16 protein-coding genes and 1 pseudogene are annotated in these 17,627 nt (G+C 58.1%); 5 read left to right on the top strand and 12 right to left on the bottom strand.

Annotation, left to right across the window (positions count from 1 at the left end; genetic code table 11):
- The 11 genes and pseudogenes from FJ145_12545 to FJ145_12495 form a co-directional block, all read right to left on the bottom strand.
- Positions 1-127, bottom strand: a 127-nt coding sequence (locus tag FJ145_12545; protein MBM4262243.1) for an integron integrase, incomplete at its 3' end; no start/stop codon positions are given.
- 455 nt (positions 128-582) lie between these two features.
- Positions 583-1,641, bottom strand: coding sequence for a hypothetical protein (locus tag FJ145_12540; protein MBM4262242.1), 1,059 nt, complete (start codon positions 1,639-1,641; stop codon positions 583-585).
- Positions 1,642-1,984: 343 nt separating this feature from the next.
- Entirely contained in the window at positions 1,985-2,905 is a 921-nt protein-coding gene (locus FJ145_12535) for an NAD(P)-dependent oxidoreductase (GenBank protein MBM4262241.1), read from the bottom strand.
- Positions 2,906-2,958: 53 nt separating this feature from the next.
- Entirely contained in the window at positions 2,959-3,933 is a 975-nt protein-coding gene (locus FJ145_12530; GenBank protein ID MBM4262240.1) for an ABC transporter substrate-binding protein, read from the bottom strand.
- Between the two features lie 100 nt (positions 3,934-4,033).
- Positions 4,034-4,242 (bottom strand): annotated as a pseudogene (locus FJ145_12525) (DUF4160 domain-containing protein).
- A gap of 155 nt (positions 4,243-4,397) precedes the next feature.
- The gene (locus FJ145_12520; protein MBM4262239.1) at positions 4,398-5,387 is read right to left on the bottom strand and encodes an ABC transporter substrate-binding protein; all 990 of its coding nucleotides are present in this window, start codon (positions 5,385-5,387) and stop codon (positions 4,398-4,400) included.
- 65 nt (positions 5,388-5,452) lie between these two features.
- On the bottom strand, positions 5,453-6,466 hold the full coding sequence (locus tag FJ145_12515; protein MBM4262238.1) for an extracellular solute-binding protein: 1,014 nt from the start codon (positions 6,464-6,466) through the stop codon (positions 5,453-5,455).
- Positions 6,467-6,589: 123 nt separating this feature from the next.
- Complete coding sequence (locus FJ145_12510; protein MBM4262237.1) at positions 6,590-7,642, bottom strand: hypothetical protein; 1,053 nt, start codon at positions 7,640-7,642, stop codon at positions 6,590-6,592.
- Between the two features lie 85 nt (positions 7,643-7,727).
- Positions 7,728-8,189, bottom strand: a complete 462-nt coding sequence (locus FJ145_12505; GenBank protein ID MBM4262236.1) for a (2Fe-2S)-binding protein — start codon at positions 8,187-8,189, stop codon at positions 7,728-7,730.
- A 1-nt stretch (position 8,190) separates the two neighbouring features.
- Positions 8,191-10,509, bottom strand: a complete 2,319-nt coding sequence (locus FJ145_12500; GenBank protein ID MBM4262235.1) for a xanthine dehydrogenase family protein molybdopterin-binding subunit — start codon at positions 10,507-10,509, stop codon at positions 8,191-8,193.
- A 15-nt stretch (positions 10,510-10,524) separates the two neighbouring features.
- On the bottom strand, positions 10,525-11,376 hold the full coding sequence (locus FJ145_12495) for a xanthine dehydrogenase family protein subunit M (GenBank protein ID MBM4262234.1): 852 nt from the start codon (positions 11,374-11,376) through the stop codon (positions 10,525-10,527).
- Positions 11,377-11,624: 248 nt separating this feature from the next.
- Between FJ145_12495 and FJ145_12490 the strand changes: the two genes are divergently transcribed.
- From FJ145_12490 to FJ145_12470, 5 genes are all read left to right on the top strand, one after another.
- Positions 11,625-12,695: an amidohydrolase gene (locus FJ145_12490; GenBank protein ID MBM4262233.1), complete on the top strand. Its 1,071-nt coding sequence runs from the start codon at positions 11,625-11,627 to the stop codon at positions 12,693-12,695.
- Positions 12,696-12,842: 147 nt separating this feature from the next.
- Complete coding sequence (locus FJ145_12485) at positions 12,843-13,670, top strand: NAD(P)-dependent oxidoreductase (GenBank protein MBM4262232.1); 828 nt, start codon at positions 12,843-12,845, stop codon at positions 13,668-13,670.
- A 249-nt stretch (positions 13,671-13,919) separates the two neighbouring features.
- The gene (locus FJ145_12480; GenBank protein ID MBM4262231.1) at positions 13,920-14,252 is read left to right on the top strand and encodes a zinc ribbon domain-containing protein; all 333 of its coding nucleotides are present in this window, start codon (positions 13,920-13,922) and stop codon (positions 14,250-14,252) included.
- Positions 14,253-14,337: 85 nt separating this feature from the next.
- Complete coding sequence (locus FJ145_12475) at positions 14,338-15,066, top strand: SDR family oxidoreductase (GenBank protein MBM4262230.1); 729 nt, start codon at positions 14,338-14,340, stop codon at positions 15,064-15,066.
- 114 nt (positions 15,067-15,180) lie between these two features.
- Positions 15,181-16,338, top strand: coding sequence for an amidohydrolase (locus FJ145_12470; GenBank protein ID MBM4262229.1), 1,158 nt, complete (start codon positions 15,181-15,183; stop codon positions 16,336-16,338).
- A 179-nt stretch (positions 16,339-16,517) separates the two neighbouring features.
- On the opposite strand, the gene FJ145_12465 is transcribed toward FJ145_12470, so the two are convergent.
- Positions 16,518-17,576, bottom strand: a complete 1,059-nt coding sequence (locus tag FJ145_12465) for a cupin domain-containing protein (GenBank protein MBM4262228.1) — start codon at positions 17,574-17,576, stop codon at positions 16,518-16,520.
- Positions 17,577-17,627: the final 51 nt, after the last annotated feature.

The raw sequence follows: 17,627 nt of genomic DNA, 5'->3' as shown, positions 1-17,627 counted from the left end.
ATCGTGTTGCGGGAAAAACCCACTGCCATGCCCATTCTTTGCCTGCGTTCGGATATTTTCGATCCAAAGCGTTGGGCAACACGACTCGGCCCAAGTCCTGGTCAAGATCATGCTGGTGCTGTCGCAAGTCAGGGGCCGGGTCGGACCAAGCTAAGTTGCCGTAGCTTCGGGATTTTCGTTCTAAAATCGGGTGTTTTCTAGGCTTAGAGCCTCACTTTTACGCCCAAAATTAAGCCCGTAAGCTTCGCTTTCTTCACCAAGCGCACAGCTCCCTTCCAGCGCGCCACTTCGCGATGCGCCACTTTGAATCCGAGTTCCCTCTTCGCACCATTAACAAAACTCAAGCTGCCGACCGCGATGGCTTCCGACCGACAATGGTTGGATTCAAACCGTTCCAGCCGTTCAATCGCGGAGCCTGTCCTGAGACCTGTCGAAGGGCTCGGTTCAAACCGTTTCAAAAGCGGATTCGATAAGTTGCCCTGGTCCGACCCCGAACCCCGCTGAACCCCCGAAACTCCCGAACCCCCGAAGCTAGAGAATTTGCTTCAGCGGCGCAGAGCCATCGGAGTCTCACAAGCCGATTCACCGCGCCGGCAGCGGGTCGGCGCCGGCAAGTTTCTGATACAGCTGTACTACTTCCTTATCGCGCGGCAGCTCTTTGATCGCGCGCTCCAGCTCTTCGCCGCCCATCGGCGCCGGGCCGTCGCCCATCAGCTTTTTGAATTCGACGGGAAATTCCGGATCGGCGAAGGACTTGCGCATCGCTTCGCGGATGATCTGCACGCGGTCGTTGGGCGTGCCGGGAGGAAAGATGTAGGGCCAGCGCGGATATTGAAAGGCGCGGAACATGTCGAGCAGCTTGCGATCGATGTCGGTCTTGGCGAAGCTGTCGAAGTCCGGCAGCTTGGCGAACGTCGCATGGTGCCGGCCTTTGGGAACCGTCAGTGTCGCGTGGAGATGGACCTGTTTTTTCTCGATCCACTCGGCCTGCTCGATGACGAAGCGGGCCGCTCCCGTGGCGTGGGCATCGAGCTCACCGCGAGAGATCGCGATATAAATTTCCGGACCGGTGAAGCCGGTGACAAATCTAGGATCTTTGAGCCCCAGCAAGTGCGCAATGATCCGTCCCGTGACATGGACCGGATGGCCCACCGCGTGGGCACCGAACCGCAGCCCGCTAGCGCCGCGCACTTTGTTGATATTGTCCAGCCCTAATTCAGCCTTTGTGTAAAACACATAGGGATCGCCGCTGTCGGTGGAGCCGAGGTAAATGAATTTGTCGAGATCGTAGCTGCTGCCCGGTAGACTCAAGATCGGTCCGACGACGAGTCCCGCGCCGATGGAGCCGATGGTCAAGCCATCCGGCTTGGTCGTGCTGTAAATAACATTCGCCGCTTTGCGTCCCGCCGCGCCCTCGATGAACTCAACGGCGATGTGCGGCCTGCCGGGAATATATTTTTCGAGAAATTTGACCAGCGCCCGGGTCTGGAACTCCCCCGATCCGCCCGGCCCGCCGCCGCGGACGATCTTGATGGTTTTGCCCTTGTAGAAATCGGCTTGAGAATATGCCGGCGGTGGCGGCGACACGACCCATAAGGCGAGCAGAAATAAGAAGAACGCCAACCGGATGAGTTGTTCCATAAAACCTCCAACAAGTTTCTCGGAACACGCACCACGAAGCGCGTGGTTCGACTTGCTCGCCACAGGCTCCGGACACGAAGTTCGGAAAGAAAGTCTACGGTATTATCTTCTCTTACCTTTGTGCTCTTCGTGCCAATATAGTTGAAAATTTGCCGGCTTGCGAAAACTCTCGGACAATGCACCACGGAGCGCACAGAGAGCACGGAGAAGAAGACAGAGCAAAGAAGCTTTGTGAACAATTTCCGAATGCCTCTTTCTTGCCTCTGTGATCTCCGTGTCCTCCGTGGTGAATGCTCCGGAGCGCTTGGTTGCGGCTACGCCGCGCAAGGTCCTTCGTGGTGAGTTATTCCGCGTCCATTCCCCCCGATTTACGCACCGCGATTGCGGCCGCTTCTTCCTGCAAGCGAAATAGCGAGAGCGTGCTCTGAGCACCCCAGCCGCGGCCGATCGCTTGGGTCATAATCTGCTCCACCAGTGCCGCGATGGGCATCGGCACATTCTGCTGGCGGCCTAGCTCGGTGGCCAAACCCACATCCTTGCGCGCGAGCGCGATGTTGAAGCCCGATGGTTTCTCGAAGTCGCCGGTAAACACTGTTTCCGGCAGCGTCTTGGCCATTTGTTGTAATTGCACGTCCAACCCCCAGTGCATGCATTTCCAGAGCAGCTCAGGATCGGCGCCGGCTTTGGCGCCCAAGACAATGCCTTCGCCGATCGCCAGGCCGATGCCGCGGCGGACTAAGTTGTGCGCCAGCTTGATGACCGTGCCGGTGCCTAGGGCGCCGGTGTAGACCAGCGTGTCGCCGAAGGCTTCGAAAATCGGTCGCGCAGTTTCGAAGGCGGCTGGTTCACCAGAGGCTAATATCTGCACGCTTTTATTGGCGATGCCTTTGGCACCGACAATCAGCGGCGCGTCGAGCACCTGCGCGCCGCGCGATTGAAACTCAGCGTCGATGCGCCGGATGAGATCCGGATGACTGCTGGTCAGATCGATGTAGAGGCTGCCGGCACGGATGCCTTGGATCAATCCGTCCGCGCCCAGCGCGACTTCCTCGACCTCCCGCGGGCTCGGTAAAGACGTCAAAACGGTTTTGCAGCGCTGGGCAACATCGCCCGCCGATTCGCCGCGTTGCGCGCCGGCCTCAACGAGCCGCTGCCCCGCTTCGGGGCGGATGTCGTGCACGATCAGCGGATAGCCCGCACTGCGCAAGTTATTGGCGATGGTGCCGCCGATGGTGCCAAGACCGATGAAGCCTAAGGTTTCCACTTCTGCGTCCCCGACGTTGAACGTTGAACTTTTGAACTGTTGAACGAAACAATTTATTTCCCCCAGAGTCTTTTGACGAACCCTTCTTCTTCTAACCGTTTCAGGTAGCGATCAGTGACATAACTCTTCGCGTCGATGCCGCGCGCCCGCGGGTTGGTCTCGGCGATCTGCGCGACGACCGCTTGCATTGCTTCGGCGGACGGATAGGGGACGTTGGGTAGCTGAGTGACGAAATAATCATAGCCGTCCTGCAGCGCCTTGACGTTTTGCACGCGAGTGAACTGGCCCAGCGCTTTGATCGAGTAGTCGCGCTCGGCCTTGAAAACTTTAATCGCTTCCAAGTAGGCGCGCAGGAAGTTCATCACCTTGGCGTCCTGCCGGTCTAAGTATCGCTTGCTGCCCAAGAGGCCGGTGTTGAAGAAGGGAATATTCATTTTGACCGAGTCGGCGAGGACGCTGAGCTTCAAGCGCTCCGCTTCGGTGCCAAAAGGCGCGTTGACCACCGTGCCGTCGACGTTGCCGGACGTGATTGCGGCGATGCGCGCCGGCTCGTCGCCGATTTGCAAGATCGTCGCCTCTTTCACTGGATCGACGCCGACGCGCTTGAGCATGGCACGCATGCCGAAATCGGCGGAAGAACCGTAGCGGCTGACCGCGAATTTTTTGCCTTTCAATTGTTCGATGTTCTTTATGTCCGGCCGGGCGATGAGCTGATAGTTCAGTCTATCGAGCAAACCGGCGAAGTAGACGATGTCTGCCCCTTCGAGATTCGCCGCCACCCCGGGCGCGCCGGAGAGCTGCGACAGATCGAGATTGCCCGAGACCAGCACTTGCACGTTGGTCGAGCCGCCAGGAATGTAGATGCTCTCCGTCGTCAGCCCGTACTTGGCGAACAACCCGCGGTCCTTGCCGATGTGCACCAGACCGGATTGTAAACTGATGGAGCCCAAGCCGACGCGGATTTTTTCCTGGGCGTAAACCGGAGTGCATGCTAGCGATAGCAAAACCAACGAAACAAGCAGGAGCATGAGTTTGGTCTCCAGGGCAATAGATCAAGGGCGATAGCTGCGGTTGTCATCATTCGCGCGGCGCGATCTTTTTCAGCTCCTCACGTGCACGGGCCCTTTCTCAGTCTGCGAGAAGTTCTTGTCGGTGCAATGTTGCCCATTCAATTACAAGTCCCAGTACCCGCGGCGGAAGATAACCTGAGAACACCGACAAGGTTTGGATGTCTATGAGCGCAACCGCACTCCCATATTCTGCGTGAAAGTGCGGCGGGTTGCGATCATTGAAAACATTTTGATCACGATACCAAAAAAACGGCTAGTCTCAGGCATGAAAAGATCAAACTCCAATTCCAACCGATAGTGCGGCAAAACCCCAACTTTCGAGATCTTTTTCATCCATGTCGCCCTAATACAGTTTTCGATAGTACCAAGGATACGGTTTCGCGCAAAGGCGGCAGAGTCGGGTCGCACCAATGCAAATGGGATTAGCTCGAAAACTTTTTGAAGAAGCCACGCTCCTCTAATCTTTTCAACGGACCGGCATCGATGAAAGCTTCCGGTTTGGCCCCGGCGGCCTTCGGATTTACTGGTGCGAGCACTTCGAGGATAGTTCTTATCCCGGACTCCGTTGGCAGCAGCATTTGGTTATGAACGTCTTTGTTGTCGGCGTAGGTTTTCTCCAGAATGGTCCGATCTTTCAGCTTGGTGTATTGCGCCATCACCTTGAGCGCTTTTTCGCGGTCGGTCTTGAATAGATGTACCCCGTCAGCGATGGCCTGGAGAAACTGTCCGACCGGCTCTGGCGATTTCGTCAGGTAGGACTTTCTCACCGCGATGGTTGTTGAGGGGTATTCAACGCCGAGGCCGCTCCAGATTTTTTTGAAGCCCAAAGCTTCTGCCCGGTAACTGATGGGCGGGGCCAACATGGCGCCCTGCACACGTCCGGACTGCAAGGCCGCGAGCGATTCGACATAGCCGCCGGACTGGGTGACCTGAACGTCCTTGCGCTGTTCCAGCCGCACTTCGCCCAAACAGACCTTGAGCAAATACGCGCCGCTCGACGCAAAGCTGGTAAGAGCGACGGTTTTGCCTTTGAGCTCTTCGACTTTTGCAATCGCCGGTTCGACATAGAGGCTAATCGGTGTGCGGTTGGCGACGAAGGCGACGATCGACAAGTCCGCGCCGCCCAAGATGGCGCTGACGGCCGGTTCGGCGCCCGGCGCGGCGAAGTCGATTTCTCCGGCGACGAGGGAGCGAAGCGTAACCGGCGAGCCGGAAATGAAGACCAATTCGATGTCGAGATTGTATTTTTGAAACGCGCGCTCTTCAGCCGCCAGCCAGATGGGCGTGAGAATGCCGGAGATCACGGTGTAGGCAGCGCGGGATTTTAGTGGCGTCTGCGCAGAGTAAAGGGGAGAGATGACCAGCAGAATGACGGCGCAGAGAAAACCAAAAGTACAAACGGGCTTGCTCATGGGTATCCTTCGTAAAGAAAAATGGTTAGAGCGAGTTGCGAAACCGCCGTTGTCGATGTGCTCGTCTAGCGCTTGAAAATCTGCCGGTACTCCTCTTTTTTCTGGCGGTATTCGTCGGCGCTCATGGCGTTCATCTGCACAAATTTCGCGACCACCTGCTCGGCGCCGGGCATCGGCGGGTAGATGCCTTGGCGATTAACGAACTCGCCGGCGCTGGCCATGATCTGCGAGCTTTCCTCGCCGAGGAAGTAGTCGATGAAAAGCTTCGCCGCGTTGGGGTTGGGGGCTTTTGTTGTCAGGCCTATGTAGTTGCCGTCACCCAAGTAAACCGGCAGGCCTTTGACGTAGTCGAGGGGCGCGCCTTTTTTGCCCCAGACTTGGACGTACTTGGGATAGGCAACGCCCATCGGCACTTCACCCGAGGCGACGCGCTCGCCTACAGGGACCATGGAATCGAGCAGCAGCGGCTCCAGGGCCGCCAAGCGCTTGATCCAGTCATTGGCCTTTTGCTGCGAGCCAAACACGTGATGCAGGCTCGCCAGCCAGTCGATGGTCGTGTCGTGCAGCGTCGGATTGCCCATGGCGATCTTGCCCTTCCACTTCGGGTTGACGATATCTTCGTAGGATTTCGGCATGTCCTCGGGCTTGATCATACTTTTGTTGAAGATGAAGCCAATGATGACGCTGCGATAGTTGGGGCCAAAGAAATCGTCGATCAGTTTTTTCTCGTAATTCTTGGCCGAAGGCGAAAGGTAGCGGGTCAGCAATCCCTTTTCTCGATTGATGAATTTCATCGGCTCGGCGGTGGTGTAAACCACGTCTGAGCTGATCTTTCCGGTGCGATGTTCGGTAGTGATGCGGTCGATGATCACCGTCGACGAGCCGCGAAAATATTTCGGCTTGATGCCGTACTTGGCCTCGAAGCCATTGTTAATCGCCGCCGCGACGTCGTTTTCCAGCGAGCCGAAGACGACGACTTCACCTTCTTTTTTGGCGGCTTGAATGAGCTCTGGCGATTGGGCAGACAAAGTGGAAGCCAAGCATACAAAGATCAACAGCGAGGTGAAAAGAAACTTCATGACTCCTCCGCTCGAGCCTAACAAAGACTCACCACAACGGCACAGAGGGCACAGAGTTAGGATTTCAAAATAGACCCTTTCCGAACTCCGCGCTCTGCGTGTCTCCGTGGTGAATAATCCAAATCATTCCGCGGCGATCCAGAGCACGCGATCGGCCGGCAAATCCAACGGCAATCTCTCCCAGCTGTCCCCCTGGTCTTCGCTGACGAGGATATCGCCTTCGCCTTTTTGGCTGGCGTCCGCCGAGCGGCCGCGCGACACGGCGCCCAGGCCGGCGTAGACGATCGATGGGTCTTCGGGGTGCTGTGCCAGCGCCCAGACCATCTGTTTCATATCGTTGGGCAGCCACTGGCCGACGCCGACGCGCTCCCAGCTCTCGGCCTGGTTGCGGCTGCGAAAGACCGCGCCCTGGGCGCGCTCGGGGCGGTCCCAATAGCCGGGCGATTTATCCGCCGTCGCCACCAGCATGGCGCCGGGATTTCCCGGCAAAAAGACGAAATCGTGAAAGTAGTCGCGGGTGAAACCATTCTCGGCGCGCTGCCAGCCGTTACTTGGATCAGTGCTTTTGAAAAAGCCGCGCGCGGTGGCGACGAAAAAAAGATCTTTGCGTCCTGGTGCGCTGCTCAAATGATGAATGTCGAGATAATCGATGCCGCGGCTGACGTCCTGCCAAGTCGTGCCGCGGTCGAAGCTGCGGATGATGCCGCCATGTTCCAGACAGACATGCAGAATGTTCGGATCGTCTGGGTGAACGAAAACGTGGCGCACATGCTCGCGGTGCGGTGGGCGCGGGTAGCTCCAGTTTTTCTTTACTTCCGCCGGCAGCGCTTGCACGCCGGTTAATTCTTCCCAACTCTTGCCGCCATCTTCGCTTCGATAGAGGTGAATCGGCTCGACGCCGCAGTAGATCACTTCTTCGTTGGTCGGGTCGACGGTAACGGTGCGCACGTTGCCTTCGAAAACCCGGCGCCAGCTTTTGCCGGCGTCATCGGTGCGATAGAGACCATCCTGGGTGACGCAAAGAAAAACCACATTGGGCTTGCGCCGCAAGCCATCGATGCCATCGATGGTGCCGGTCTTGAACGCGACATTAACGGTTTCCCAACCGCCGCTCTGCGCGCGCCAGACAAACAAACCTTCTTGGGTGCCAGCGTAAATGCGAACGGGAGAAGCCATGGCAGATCCTCCAATTTGTTTCTGTTTGAAAACGATTAAACCCAGAACCGAGTTGACAACCTTGAACTTTTGAACGCGACCGGCTTCAGCCGGTCGCCAACTCCTTCACCGCCGCGAGCACTTCGACGTAGGTGCCACAGCGGCACAGATTCCCCGATAGATAGTCGCGCGCTTGTTCTTCGGTCGGATGCGGATTGTTGAGCAGCAAGCCCTTCACCGCCATGATCATGCCCGGCGTGCAGTAGCCGCATTGAAACGCCTGGTGTTTGAGAAACGCCTCTTGCACCGGGTCGAGCTTGCCGTCTTGGCTGAGCCCTTCGATGGTCGTGATCTTTTTCCCTGCGGCATTGGTCGCAAGCATTAGACAGGAACTCACCGGGCGACCATCGACTAATACCGTGCAGGAGCCGCAGACGCCGGCGCCGCAGCCTTCGACCGAGCCTTTAAGCGACAAATCATCGCGCAGCAAATCGAGCAGCGTCTGGTTTGGTCTTACGCTGAGATCATGGACGCGGCCGTTGATCGTCGTTGAGATAGCAATGTCCACGCTAGGGTTTCTCCTTCAAAGCATTGAGCGCGGCGATAATCTTATCCGGCTTGATCGGCAAGTCTCTCACGCGCGCGCCGCCGAGCGCGTTGGCAATCGCGTTGCCGATAGCCGGCGCCACCGGCGGCAGCGCCGCTTCGCCGACGCCCTTGGCGCCGTAGGGACCATCGGGATGCGGCGTCTCGACGATGATCGAGCGAAAGCCGCCCGGATGATCTTCCAGAGACGGCAGCATGTACTCCAAAAAGTTGCTGTTGATCGGCTGGCCGTTGTCGTAAACCATTTCTTCGAACAGCGCCGAGCCCATGCCGGAGAGCAGCGAGCCTTCGTTCTGCATGCCGCACTGGCGCGGATGGATCGCTTTGCCGGCGTCGACGGCGGTGACGGTGTTTAAGACGCGCACCTTGCCGGTTTCAACATCCACTTCAACTTCGGCACCGCAGGCGGAGAAAAACCAGAAAGCCGCGGCTTTGCCCTTGCCGGTTTTCGGATCCAGGCCGCCGTCGGATTTGAAGCAATGGCCGCCGAACATGCTGCCGACGGTGGAGCCGAAGCGCGCTTTGAAGATATCGGCGATGGAGATCTTCTTGTCCGGCACGCCGCGCACGGCGACCGCGCCGTCGCGCAGCTCCAAATCTTCGGCGCGGGCTTCGAGCTTCTTCGCGGCGACTTCGAGCAGTTGATTCTTGATCTCACGCGCGGCTTTTTGCGCTGCCTGGCCCATGTGAAACGTCGTGCGGCTCGAGCTGGTCGACTTGTCGTAGGGCGTAATCTCGGTATCGGGCGAACTGACCGTGACTTTGTCGAAACCCAAGCCCAATTCATCGGCGACGATTTGCGCCGCCGAAGTGAGCAGCCCCTGACCCATCTCGACGCTGCTGGTGAGGAGCACCGCCGAGCCGTCGGCGTTCAAGCGCACGTTAGCGGACGAGGTTGTCGGTGTCGTCGTGCTTTTGATCGTTACGGCAAGCCCTTTGCCACGCACCAGTGTTTTTCCGCTTGCCGGTGCCGCTTGTTCTTGTTTGCCTTGCCAGCCGATCGCCTGTGCCGTGTTGCGCAGACAATCGGTGATGCCGACGGAAACCAGATTTTCGCCGGTGACGAAGAGGTCGCCTTCGCGGACCAGATGTCGTAAGCGCAATTCGAGTGGATCGATATTCAGCCGCCGTGCGATGTCGTCCATCTCCGACTCGTAGGCCCAACAAACGTGGGACACGCCAACGCCGCGGTAAGGGCCGGTGGGCGGTAAATTGGCGTAGACGGAGTAGGTGGTCAGACTGCGGTTGGGAATATTATAGGGCCCGCTCGAGACGTAGCAGCCGGTCTTGGCGTTGACCGGGCCGTTGAGCGCGTAGGCGCCGATTTCATAAAAGGCTTCGACCTGGCGCGCGACGATGGTGCCGTCGCGCTTGAAGCCGGTTTTGATCTTGACTAGTGCGCCGTAGCGCCGGCCAGTAAGAAAAACTTCGTCGCGCGTCAGCACCCACTGCACCGGGCGGCGCGCTTTGCGCGCCAGCAGCGCCAGTGCCGGCTCCAGGCGCGCGTGGGTTTTGCCGCCGTAGCCGCCGCCGACGAGCGGCACGATGACGCGAACTTGGTTCTCGGGCAGTTTGAAAATTTGCGCCAGCTGTTCTTGGACGCCGGAGGGGTTTTGGCTCGCAGAATAAAGCACCAGCTTCCCGCTCGGCTCCCAGTATGCCGTCGCTGCGTGCGGCTCGATGTGGCCATGCTGCACCGGCGGCAGCGTGTAAGTGTTTTCGAAGATTTCGTCGGCTTCAGCGAAGCCCTTTTTGATATCGCCGTCTTCGCAGCGGTAGACGCTGCAAATATTGCCGCCGACTTGAAAGTTAAATTCTTCGCGATGCACCCCGGCGGTGGTTTCGTGACGCTGCGCGTGCAGCACCGGCGCGTCCGGTTTCACGGCGGCGAAAATATCGAACACCGCGGGCAATTCTTGGTAATCGACTTCGATCAAGCCAAGCGCCTCTTCGGCGATCTCACGCGATTCGGCCGCCACCAGCGCGACCACTTCGCCGACGTGGCGCACGCGCTCGGTGGCCACCACCGGTTGATCGTCGACCACCGGGCCGAAATAGGGATTGAGTCCCGCAAGATCGTCGCGCGTGACGATGGCGATGACTCCCGTAAGTTTGAGCGCTTTGCCGGTGTCGACGCGCAGCAGATTGGCGTGCGGGTAGGGGCTGCGCAGCGCCTTGGCATGGAGCATGCGAGGAAATTCGAGGTCGGGCGTGTAGTTCACCGCGCCGGTTACTTTGGCGCGCCCGCCTACCATGGTTACGTCAGTGCCAATGACAGCCACGACGATGACTCTCTCTCAAGCTTGGGTGACTGCGCCGCAGGCGCGCCGCGCGAGCACTCCGACAAGATGACGCTTGTAGTCGGCCGGGCCGCGCAAATCATCGATGGGATCCACCGTCCGGCTCGCTTCGGCGCCGATGTCGGCCAGCAGAGCGGGAGTGAGTTCTTTTCCTTTGGCCATCTCCTCTGCTTGAAAAATGCGCACCGGGCGGGGCGAAACGGCGCCGACAACCAAGCGTAGATCGCGGCAACTGCCATTTTCCATACGCGCCAGCGCGGCGATCCCCGCGGCGGGCCGTTCTTCCGACGAGCCGGTGGTAAATTTGACATAGGTGCTGCGCCAGCCGACAAGCGGCGGAACCAGCAGCGCCGACACCAATTCTCCTGGCTCCAACGCCGTCTCATAGCTGCCGAGCAAGAAATCGGCGAGTTTCACCAGGCGTGTGCCGCCTTTGCGCATCAGCTCGACGCTGGCATCGAGGGCGACCAAAATAGTCGGCGGATCGGACTGATAGTCGCCATGCGCCAAGTTGCCGCCGATGGTCGCCATGTTGCGGATACGAATGTTAGCGACCAGATGGCAGGCCTCTGCCAGCGCGGGATAATACTGCCGTACGAGCGGGTCGGACTCGACGTCGAAAATAGTTGCCAGTGCGCCGATCTTGAGTCCGGTGTTTTCATTGTACGCGATGGCGCCGGCGGCGCTCACCTTTTTTAAATTGACCAGAGTCTTTGGGATGAAGATGCCGTGCTTGATGAGATTCAGCAGGGCGGTGCCGCCGGCGACTACTTTGGCGTCACTGTCATCGCTCAAGAGGCGGCACGCTTCTTCGAGCGTGTGCGGTTCGGCAAGTTCGAAACTTTGCATGGCGAAAAACACCCGAAGGGAAATTAGTCCCGTGGATAATCAGATTCTGCCGAAAAACCCATCCGGAGTCCTTCGACAGGCTCAGGACGAACGGAATCGGAGTTGCAATCGCTCATGAAAAATCCGTTCATGCTGAGCCTGTCGAAGCATTCTTGGGTCTTCAGCAGAATCCAGGACTGTGCCCGCTACCTATCACACAACGGGGTGCTGTCAAGGAGAATCATTGACGCGGTACTTTAGCGGGTGTTATGAGAACCGCAGCAGTCAACCCTTTTGTCGGAGAAACTCCTATGATCAAAATCGACGCCGATGCGCACGTGCTGGAGACCGAGAAAACCTGGGAATACATGGACGGTGCGGAACGCAAGTTTCGCCCGCAAGTGGTGGGCCCCAACGACGGCTCGTCTAATGACGAGTACTGGTTGGTCGACGGCACGCTGCGCTTGAAATCGCGCAACGTCGGCAAGAACACGCCGATGGCGTCGCGCGAGCTGCGCGACGTTAACGCGCGGCTCAAACACATGGACGAGCTGGGCGTCGACATTCAAGTGATTTCCCCAACGGTCTTCATCATTCCGCTGACGCAGCGTCCAGAAATCGAGCTCGCCCTCGCCCGCAGTTACAACCGCTGGATGGCCGACATCTGGAAGCAAGCCAAAGAACGGCTGCGCTGGGTCGCCGTACTGCCACTGTTCAGCATGGACAAGGTCTACGAAGAGGCCAAGTTCGCCAAAGAAAACGGCGCGGTGGGCATCTTTTCCCGCGGTTCGGAATGCGAAAAACTGTTGAGCGACAGCTATTTCTTTCCGCTCTATGACGCGTCGAGCCGCTTGGACTTGCCGATCTGCATCCATTCCGCCACCGGCAGCACGGCACTCTTCGATTATTACAAGTATGAGACCATCGGCTTTGCCAAATTTAAATTGGTCATCGTCGGGGCGTTTCACAATCTCATCATGGACAAGATTCCCGAACGCTTTCCCAAGCTGAAAATCGCTTTTCTCGAAGTCAGCGCCCAGTGGCTGCCCTATGTGATGACCGACCTCGACAAGCGCTACAAACTGCAAGGCCGCACGCTAGACACGAAGAACCTGCTGCGCGACAGCCGCTTCTACGTCGGCGTCGAAACCAGCGACGATCTGCCCTACATCATTCAAGCCGCGGGCGACGATAACCTCGTCGTCGGCACCGACTACGGCCATGCCGATAGCGCGACGGAGCTGGGCGCGTTGAACGGTGTCTGCAGCGACGCACGGTTGACCCCAGCCGTTGCGGCGAAGATTGTCAGCGACAATCCGCGCGCTCTCTACAGCCTGTAGAAATGCCGAGACCGTATCGATGCACGAAGTGCGTTGCTTCCCCCTTTGGAAAAGGGGGGATCGAGGGGGATTTGTTTTTTTCGCGACGACGAAAATCCCCCCTACCCCCCTTTTTCAAAGGGAGGTAAAGAATACAGCCACAAAGCCATGAAGATTCTCGTCACCGGTGGACAAGGCAAAATTGGCCGCTATCTCGTTCAGGAGTTGGTCAGTGCTTCGCATCAAGTTACGGTGCTCGACCAAATCCCTGGGCCCGAGCGCGGCGCGGTGAAATATCTCATCGGCGATATTCAGGACCTTGGCCAAGTGATGGAAGCGATGCACGGCGCCGATGCGGTGATTCATCTTGCTGCGATTCACAATCCCAACATCGCGACGACCCGCTTGGTTTATGAGACCAACGTGATCGGCACGTTCAATGTCCATCACGCCGCCTTTCGCCTCGGTGTGAAACGGGTCGTTTCCGCGAGTAGCAATGCGATAGTGGGCTGGAGCTACAGCGAAGACTTCATGCCCGACTATTTGCCGATTGATGAAAACCATCCGCTCCGCCCGGTGGATGTGTACGGCTTGTCGAAAGAGATCGGCGAGACGATCGCGCGCTCCTACGCGCTGAAGGGATTGGTGACTGTCAGCCTTAGGCCGAGCGGCGTGGTGACACCCGATGAGCTCGAAGAGATGAGCAAATCCGGCGGCCGCAAGCCGTCCGGGTTTCAGGCTTACAGCTACGTCGACGCGCGCGATTTGGCAGTGGCGTTTGGTTTAGCCGTCAAACGGCCGCTGCGCGGCGGCACGATCATGTTCGCCGTTGCCGACGACAGCACCATCGCCGAGCCGCTGTGCGATTTCTATCCGCGTGTCAAACCGGCGATAGGCGACAAAGCGCGCGCGCTGACCGGCAGCGCAGGCGTCTATTCGAACACGCGCGCCAAGGAGTTGCTGGGTTGGCAGCCAGTGCACAGCTGGCGAAAGTAGGGAGACGCCGAGAGAGCGGAAAGCAGAGAGATCCGGCGTAGCAAGGGCCGCGATTCATCGCGCCCGCTTAAGCTCTGAGGGGAAATATCGCTGCGGGCTGCTGAAAACTCGTAAGAATGCTTCGACAAGCTCAGCATGAACGGACTTTCTGCAAAGATTCCACCTCCGATCCGTGCGCCCGGAGCTCAGTCGAAGGGCTCCGAAGAGTTTTTCGGCCGACTGCTCGACGAGAACTGGGAGCGCGTGGAGATGCCGATTTACGAGTACCTTTGTCTTGACTGTAAGAAACCCTTCTCTTGTCTCGTTGGCGTCGTGGCTGACTCGAACGAGCCAGAATGCACCCGATGCGGCGGTAAAAAACTGCGCAAGTTAATCTCGCGCCCCGCACGGGCGCGGTCCAAGCGATCCATTGAAGATATCGCCGATTTGAGTCAGCTGGGCGACATGGACGATCCCAAGGCGATGGCGCGCTGGGCTAAAGAGATGGGTAAGACGATGGCCGATGAAACTGGTGAGCCGCTGCCTGATGATTTTGAAGAAATGATCGAAAGCGGCGCCGACGGTGAGCCGGACGAAAGCTGATACTTGCATAGTTGCGCAATTGCGCAACTACGCAATAAAGATTTTGCCCGAGATTTTTGAAACATTAAATTAGGAGGCTTATATCATGCAGGGAAGAGTAGTCATCGTTACAGGCGGCGCCAAGGGCATCGGCCGTCACGCGGCGCATACACTGGCAAAGGCGGGCGCGAAGGTCGTGTTGGCCGACGCCGATGCCGAGCGGCTGCACAAAACGTCAGGGGAAATCAAAGGATTGGGCGCCGAAGTGCTGGCCGTGCCGACTGACGTGCGCGATGAAAAAGACGTGCGCCGATTGATGCACGAAACGGCCACGCGCTTCGGCCAAATCGACGCGTTGATCAACGACGCCGGCATCGTGCCCCATTTCAACTGGGGCATTCCGAAGTGGCCGCGGGTGAGAAATCTCAGTTACGATTTTTGGAACAGCGTGATTCAAACGAATCTTGGCGGCACGTTTCTCTGTTCCAAGTACGTTGTGCCATTTATGGAGGAGCGGCGCTCGGGGAATATCGTCAATCTCTGGGGCGGCGGGCGCCCGGAGAACCACGGCGCGTCGCCCTACGTCGTCAGCAAAGACGCGATCCGCACCTTTACGAAATACATGGCCGAGGAAGAGCGCGAGTGGAACGTCTGCGTCGTTGCCTTCAGTCCCAAGCAAGCGATTGCGACCGAGGACGCACCTGAGGAAGCGCGCCAGCGCTTGCCGGCGCCGGATTCACTGGGCAACGGCTTTGTCCTCGCCGCGCAAGCGGGCATGGAGATGACCGGGAAAACGGTCGAGCACCAGAGTGGCAAGTTAGTGGCCGTAGACTGATCTGAAAAAACTCGCGCAAAGACGCAAAGGCCGCAAAGATGAGATTTCGGAACTTTTGCGTTCTTTGCGCTCTCTGCGGTTAATTGATCCGAATCCGGTATTCTGGAGGTCGCGATGTGGAACGGATTCAACGTTATCGACGCCGACGGGCACATGCACGAGCCGCAGGATCTTTGGACGCGCAATGTCGAGGCTAAATACCGCGATCAGGTCCCCAAAGTTGCCTTTATGGATGGCAACATCATGGTGTACGAGCCCGATGGGGAATTCATCGGCAAGGGCGAGATCCAAGCGGCGCCGCCTGAGAGCGCCCGGCGGGCGATGGAAGAAAAATATGGCGAAGCCTACCGGCAATGGTGGTCGCCGGCCATTCGCCTGCGCGACATGGATCAGTTTGGATGGGATATCCAAGTGCTCTTGCCGACCGGCAACAACGGCAACTTCGCCTATCGTGTGGCGCTCAAAGACTTGCAGCTCGGCGCTGCCATGTGCCGGGCTTACAACAATTGGTGCCATGAGTATTGCAGCGCCGACCCCAAGCGGCTCAAGTTTGTCGCCGTGCTGCCGGGCTCCGATGTCGGTGAGATGGTTAAAGAAGCGCGCCGCGCTGTCACCGAGTTGGGCGCGGTTTCGGTGCGCAATCCTTACCTGCCCGAGGGCAAGTGGCTGCACGAGCCGCAGTACGACCCGCTCTGGCAGCTTGCCTGCGAGCTCGATTTTCCCATCGCCTGCCACGGTGAAAATCGTCAGCGCCGCTTCCAGCCGTTTCGAAAATTGGAAGGCCATCGCAAAGACGACATGGAGCTGGCGCTGCGCGGCTTGAATCATGCGCTTGGTTTTCCGTGCGACAACATGGCGACCCTCGGCCACTTTATCTTCACCGGCCTGCTCGAACGGTTTCCGAAACTACGTTTGGCGATTCTCGAATCGAACGCCGGCTGGCTGCCGTTTTGGCTCGGCCGCATGGACGATCATACGCACGGCCGCAACAGCGTCATGGGTAAGTCGGAAAGGCTCTGCATGCTGCCGAGCGAATATTTCATGCGCCAGTGCACGATTTCCTGCGATAGCGACGAGCGAGCCCTCAACTTTGTAGTGAGCGAACTGAACGGCGAAAACATCGTCTGGAACACAGATTATCCGCATGCCGACGCCGTTGAACCCGCCAAGGCTCTGCCGATGTTTGACGCACAGATCACGTCGGCCGATGCAAAGCGGACAATTCTCTGGGACAATGCGGTGAAGTTGTTTGGACCGAGAATCTTGTCCTAAACGAGTTCAAACCGCTGAAGGCGAACACGTTAAATCGGTTGCTCCCGATAAAAACCTCAGGACAGGCGGGCCGAATATGTGGGTTAGCGTGAGCGTGACCCAACATTCCGATTCGTAGACTTTGGGCGTGACTTGTCGGGTTGCGCTGCGCTAACCCGACCTACACTACTTTGGTAGAGCTATCCCTCGCCGGGTTCTTCGCGAAACAGCTTCAACGCCTCCATCACCGGCCGATCGCTGACGGAAAACAGAATCGCATCGTCGCTCTTCGAACGATTCTGGTGGCTGTGCCACGCCCAAAGCGGCAGGACGAAGCAGTCGCCCTGTTCCCATTCAAATTTTTCGCCGTTGACGATCATCGTGCCGTTGCCGCGAAAAGCGTGGTAGACGGTGCTGTAGTTGTGCCGGTGCGTCTTGGTCACTTCACCGGGGCGCAGCATTTGAATGCCGCAGGACATGGTTGGCATTGTGTGGCCGCCCTCAGGGTTGACATATTCCAGAGAAACACCATCGTAAGGACTGCACGGGCCGGCGCTGAGACGCTTTAGATTCGCGTAAGTGTCACTCCATTTGTAGTGCAGGTTGTAGCTGGGCCTGTCGTTTGTCGCCTCCCAGGTCGCGCGTGTCATGCCAAGCCGCGGCGCGGTGTGCTCCGCTTCGTTTTTCATCGGCTGCATGCGATCTGAATGGGCCTCCCAGGTAATTGACTGCAGCAGGAACAGCAGGGGATTGTCCAAGCCATCCAACCACACCACGGCTTCATTGCCGTTGCGATGGCCGTGCCACGTCATCGACGGTGTGAGAATCAAATCGCCCGCTTCCATGGGAATCTTCTCACCTTCGACGACGGTGTAGGCGCCGCTGCCCTTTAAGATAAATCGGAACGCAGCGAAATTGTGGCGATGGTCGTGGGCGATCTCGCCGGGCTTCAAGAGCTGTAGCGTCATTAACATCGTGTGCGTCGTCGTGCGTTGGCGCCGATTGGTGTTGTTCAAGTAAGCAGGATTGATCAGGCGCAAGACGCGCCGCTCCGCTTTGCCGTCGAGGCCGTGCATGTTGGCGACGGTTTGAATCGCGTCGTACATCTCCGGCCACTTCCAGACATGCGGTAGCACAGTGGTGTGCGGATCTTTACTGTAGGTCGCCTTGTCGGCCTCAGAAGGCTGCGACCAGAGTCCATCGACGCTGAGCTTGCGCAGCCGCTCGTCCAGTTCGCGTAATTGTTGTTCTTCGGTCATAGATGCTCCTGATTCACCACAGTGGCACGGAGGACACGGAGTTCGGATTAG

This window comes from Deltaproteobacteria bacterium, from assembly GCA_016874755.1.
GTDB lineage: Bacteria > Desulfobacterota > Binatia > UBA9968 > UBA9968 > DP-20.
The sequence above is the reverse complement of the archived record's forward strand: the minus strand, read 5'-3'. Positions and strand labels throughout refer to the sequence as shown.

Bases quoted from the DNA above. Each gene is read 5' to 3' on its own strand.
- FJ145_12540 (MBM4262242.1), bottom strand. From the start codon at position 1,641: ATGGAACAACTCATCCGGTTGGCGTTCTTCTTATTTCTGCTCGCCTTA.
- FJ145_12530 (MBM4262240.1), bottom strand. From the start codon at position 3,933: ATGCTCCTGCTTGTTTCGTTGGTTTTGCTATCGCTAGCATGCACTCCG.
- FJ145_12520 (MBM4262239.1), bottom strand. From the start codon at position 5,387: ATGAGCAAGCCCGTTTGTACTTTTGGTTTTCTCTGCGCCGTCATTCTG.
- FJ145_12515 (MBM4262238.1), bottom strand. From the start codon at position 6,466: ATGAAGTTTCTTTTCACCTCGCTGTTGATCTTTGTATGCTTGGCTTCC.
- FJ145_12510 (MBM4262237.1), bottom strand. From the start codon at position 7,642: ATGGCTTCTCCCGTTCGCATTTACGCTGGCACCCAAGAAGGTTTGTTT.
- FJ145_12495 (MBM4262234.1), bottom strand. From the start codon at position 11,376: ATGCAAAGTTTCGAACTTGCCGAACCGCACACGCTCGAAGAAGCGTGC.
- FJ145_12490 (MBM4262233.1), top strand. From the start codon at position 11,625: ATGAGAACCGCAGCAGTCAACCCTTTTGTCGGAGAAACTCCTATGATC.
- FJ145_12485 (MBM4262232.1), top strand. From the start codon at position 12,843: ATGAAGATTCTCGTCACCGGTGGACAAGGCAAAATTGGCCGCTATCTC.
- FJ145_12480 (MBM4262231.1), top strand. From the start codon at position 13,920: ATGCCGATTTACGAGTACCTTTGTCTTGACTGTAAGAAACCCTTCTCT.
- FJ145_12475 (MBM4262230.1), top strand. From the start codon at position 14,338: ATGCAGGGAAGAGTAGTCATCGTTACAGGCGGCGCCAAGGGCATCGGC.
- FJ145_12470 (MBM4262229.1), top strand. From the start codon at position 15,181: ATGTGGAACGGATTCAACGTTATCGACGCCGACGGGCACATGCACGAG.
- FJ145_12465 (MBM4262228.1), bottom strand. From the start codon at position 17,576: ATGACCGAAGAACAACAATTACGCGAACTGGACGAGCGGCTGCGCAAG.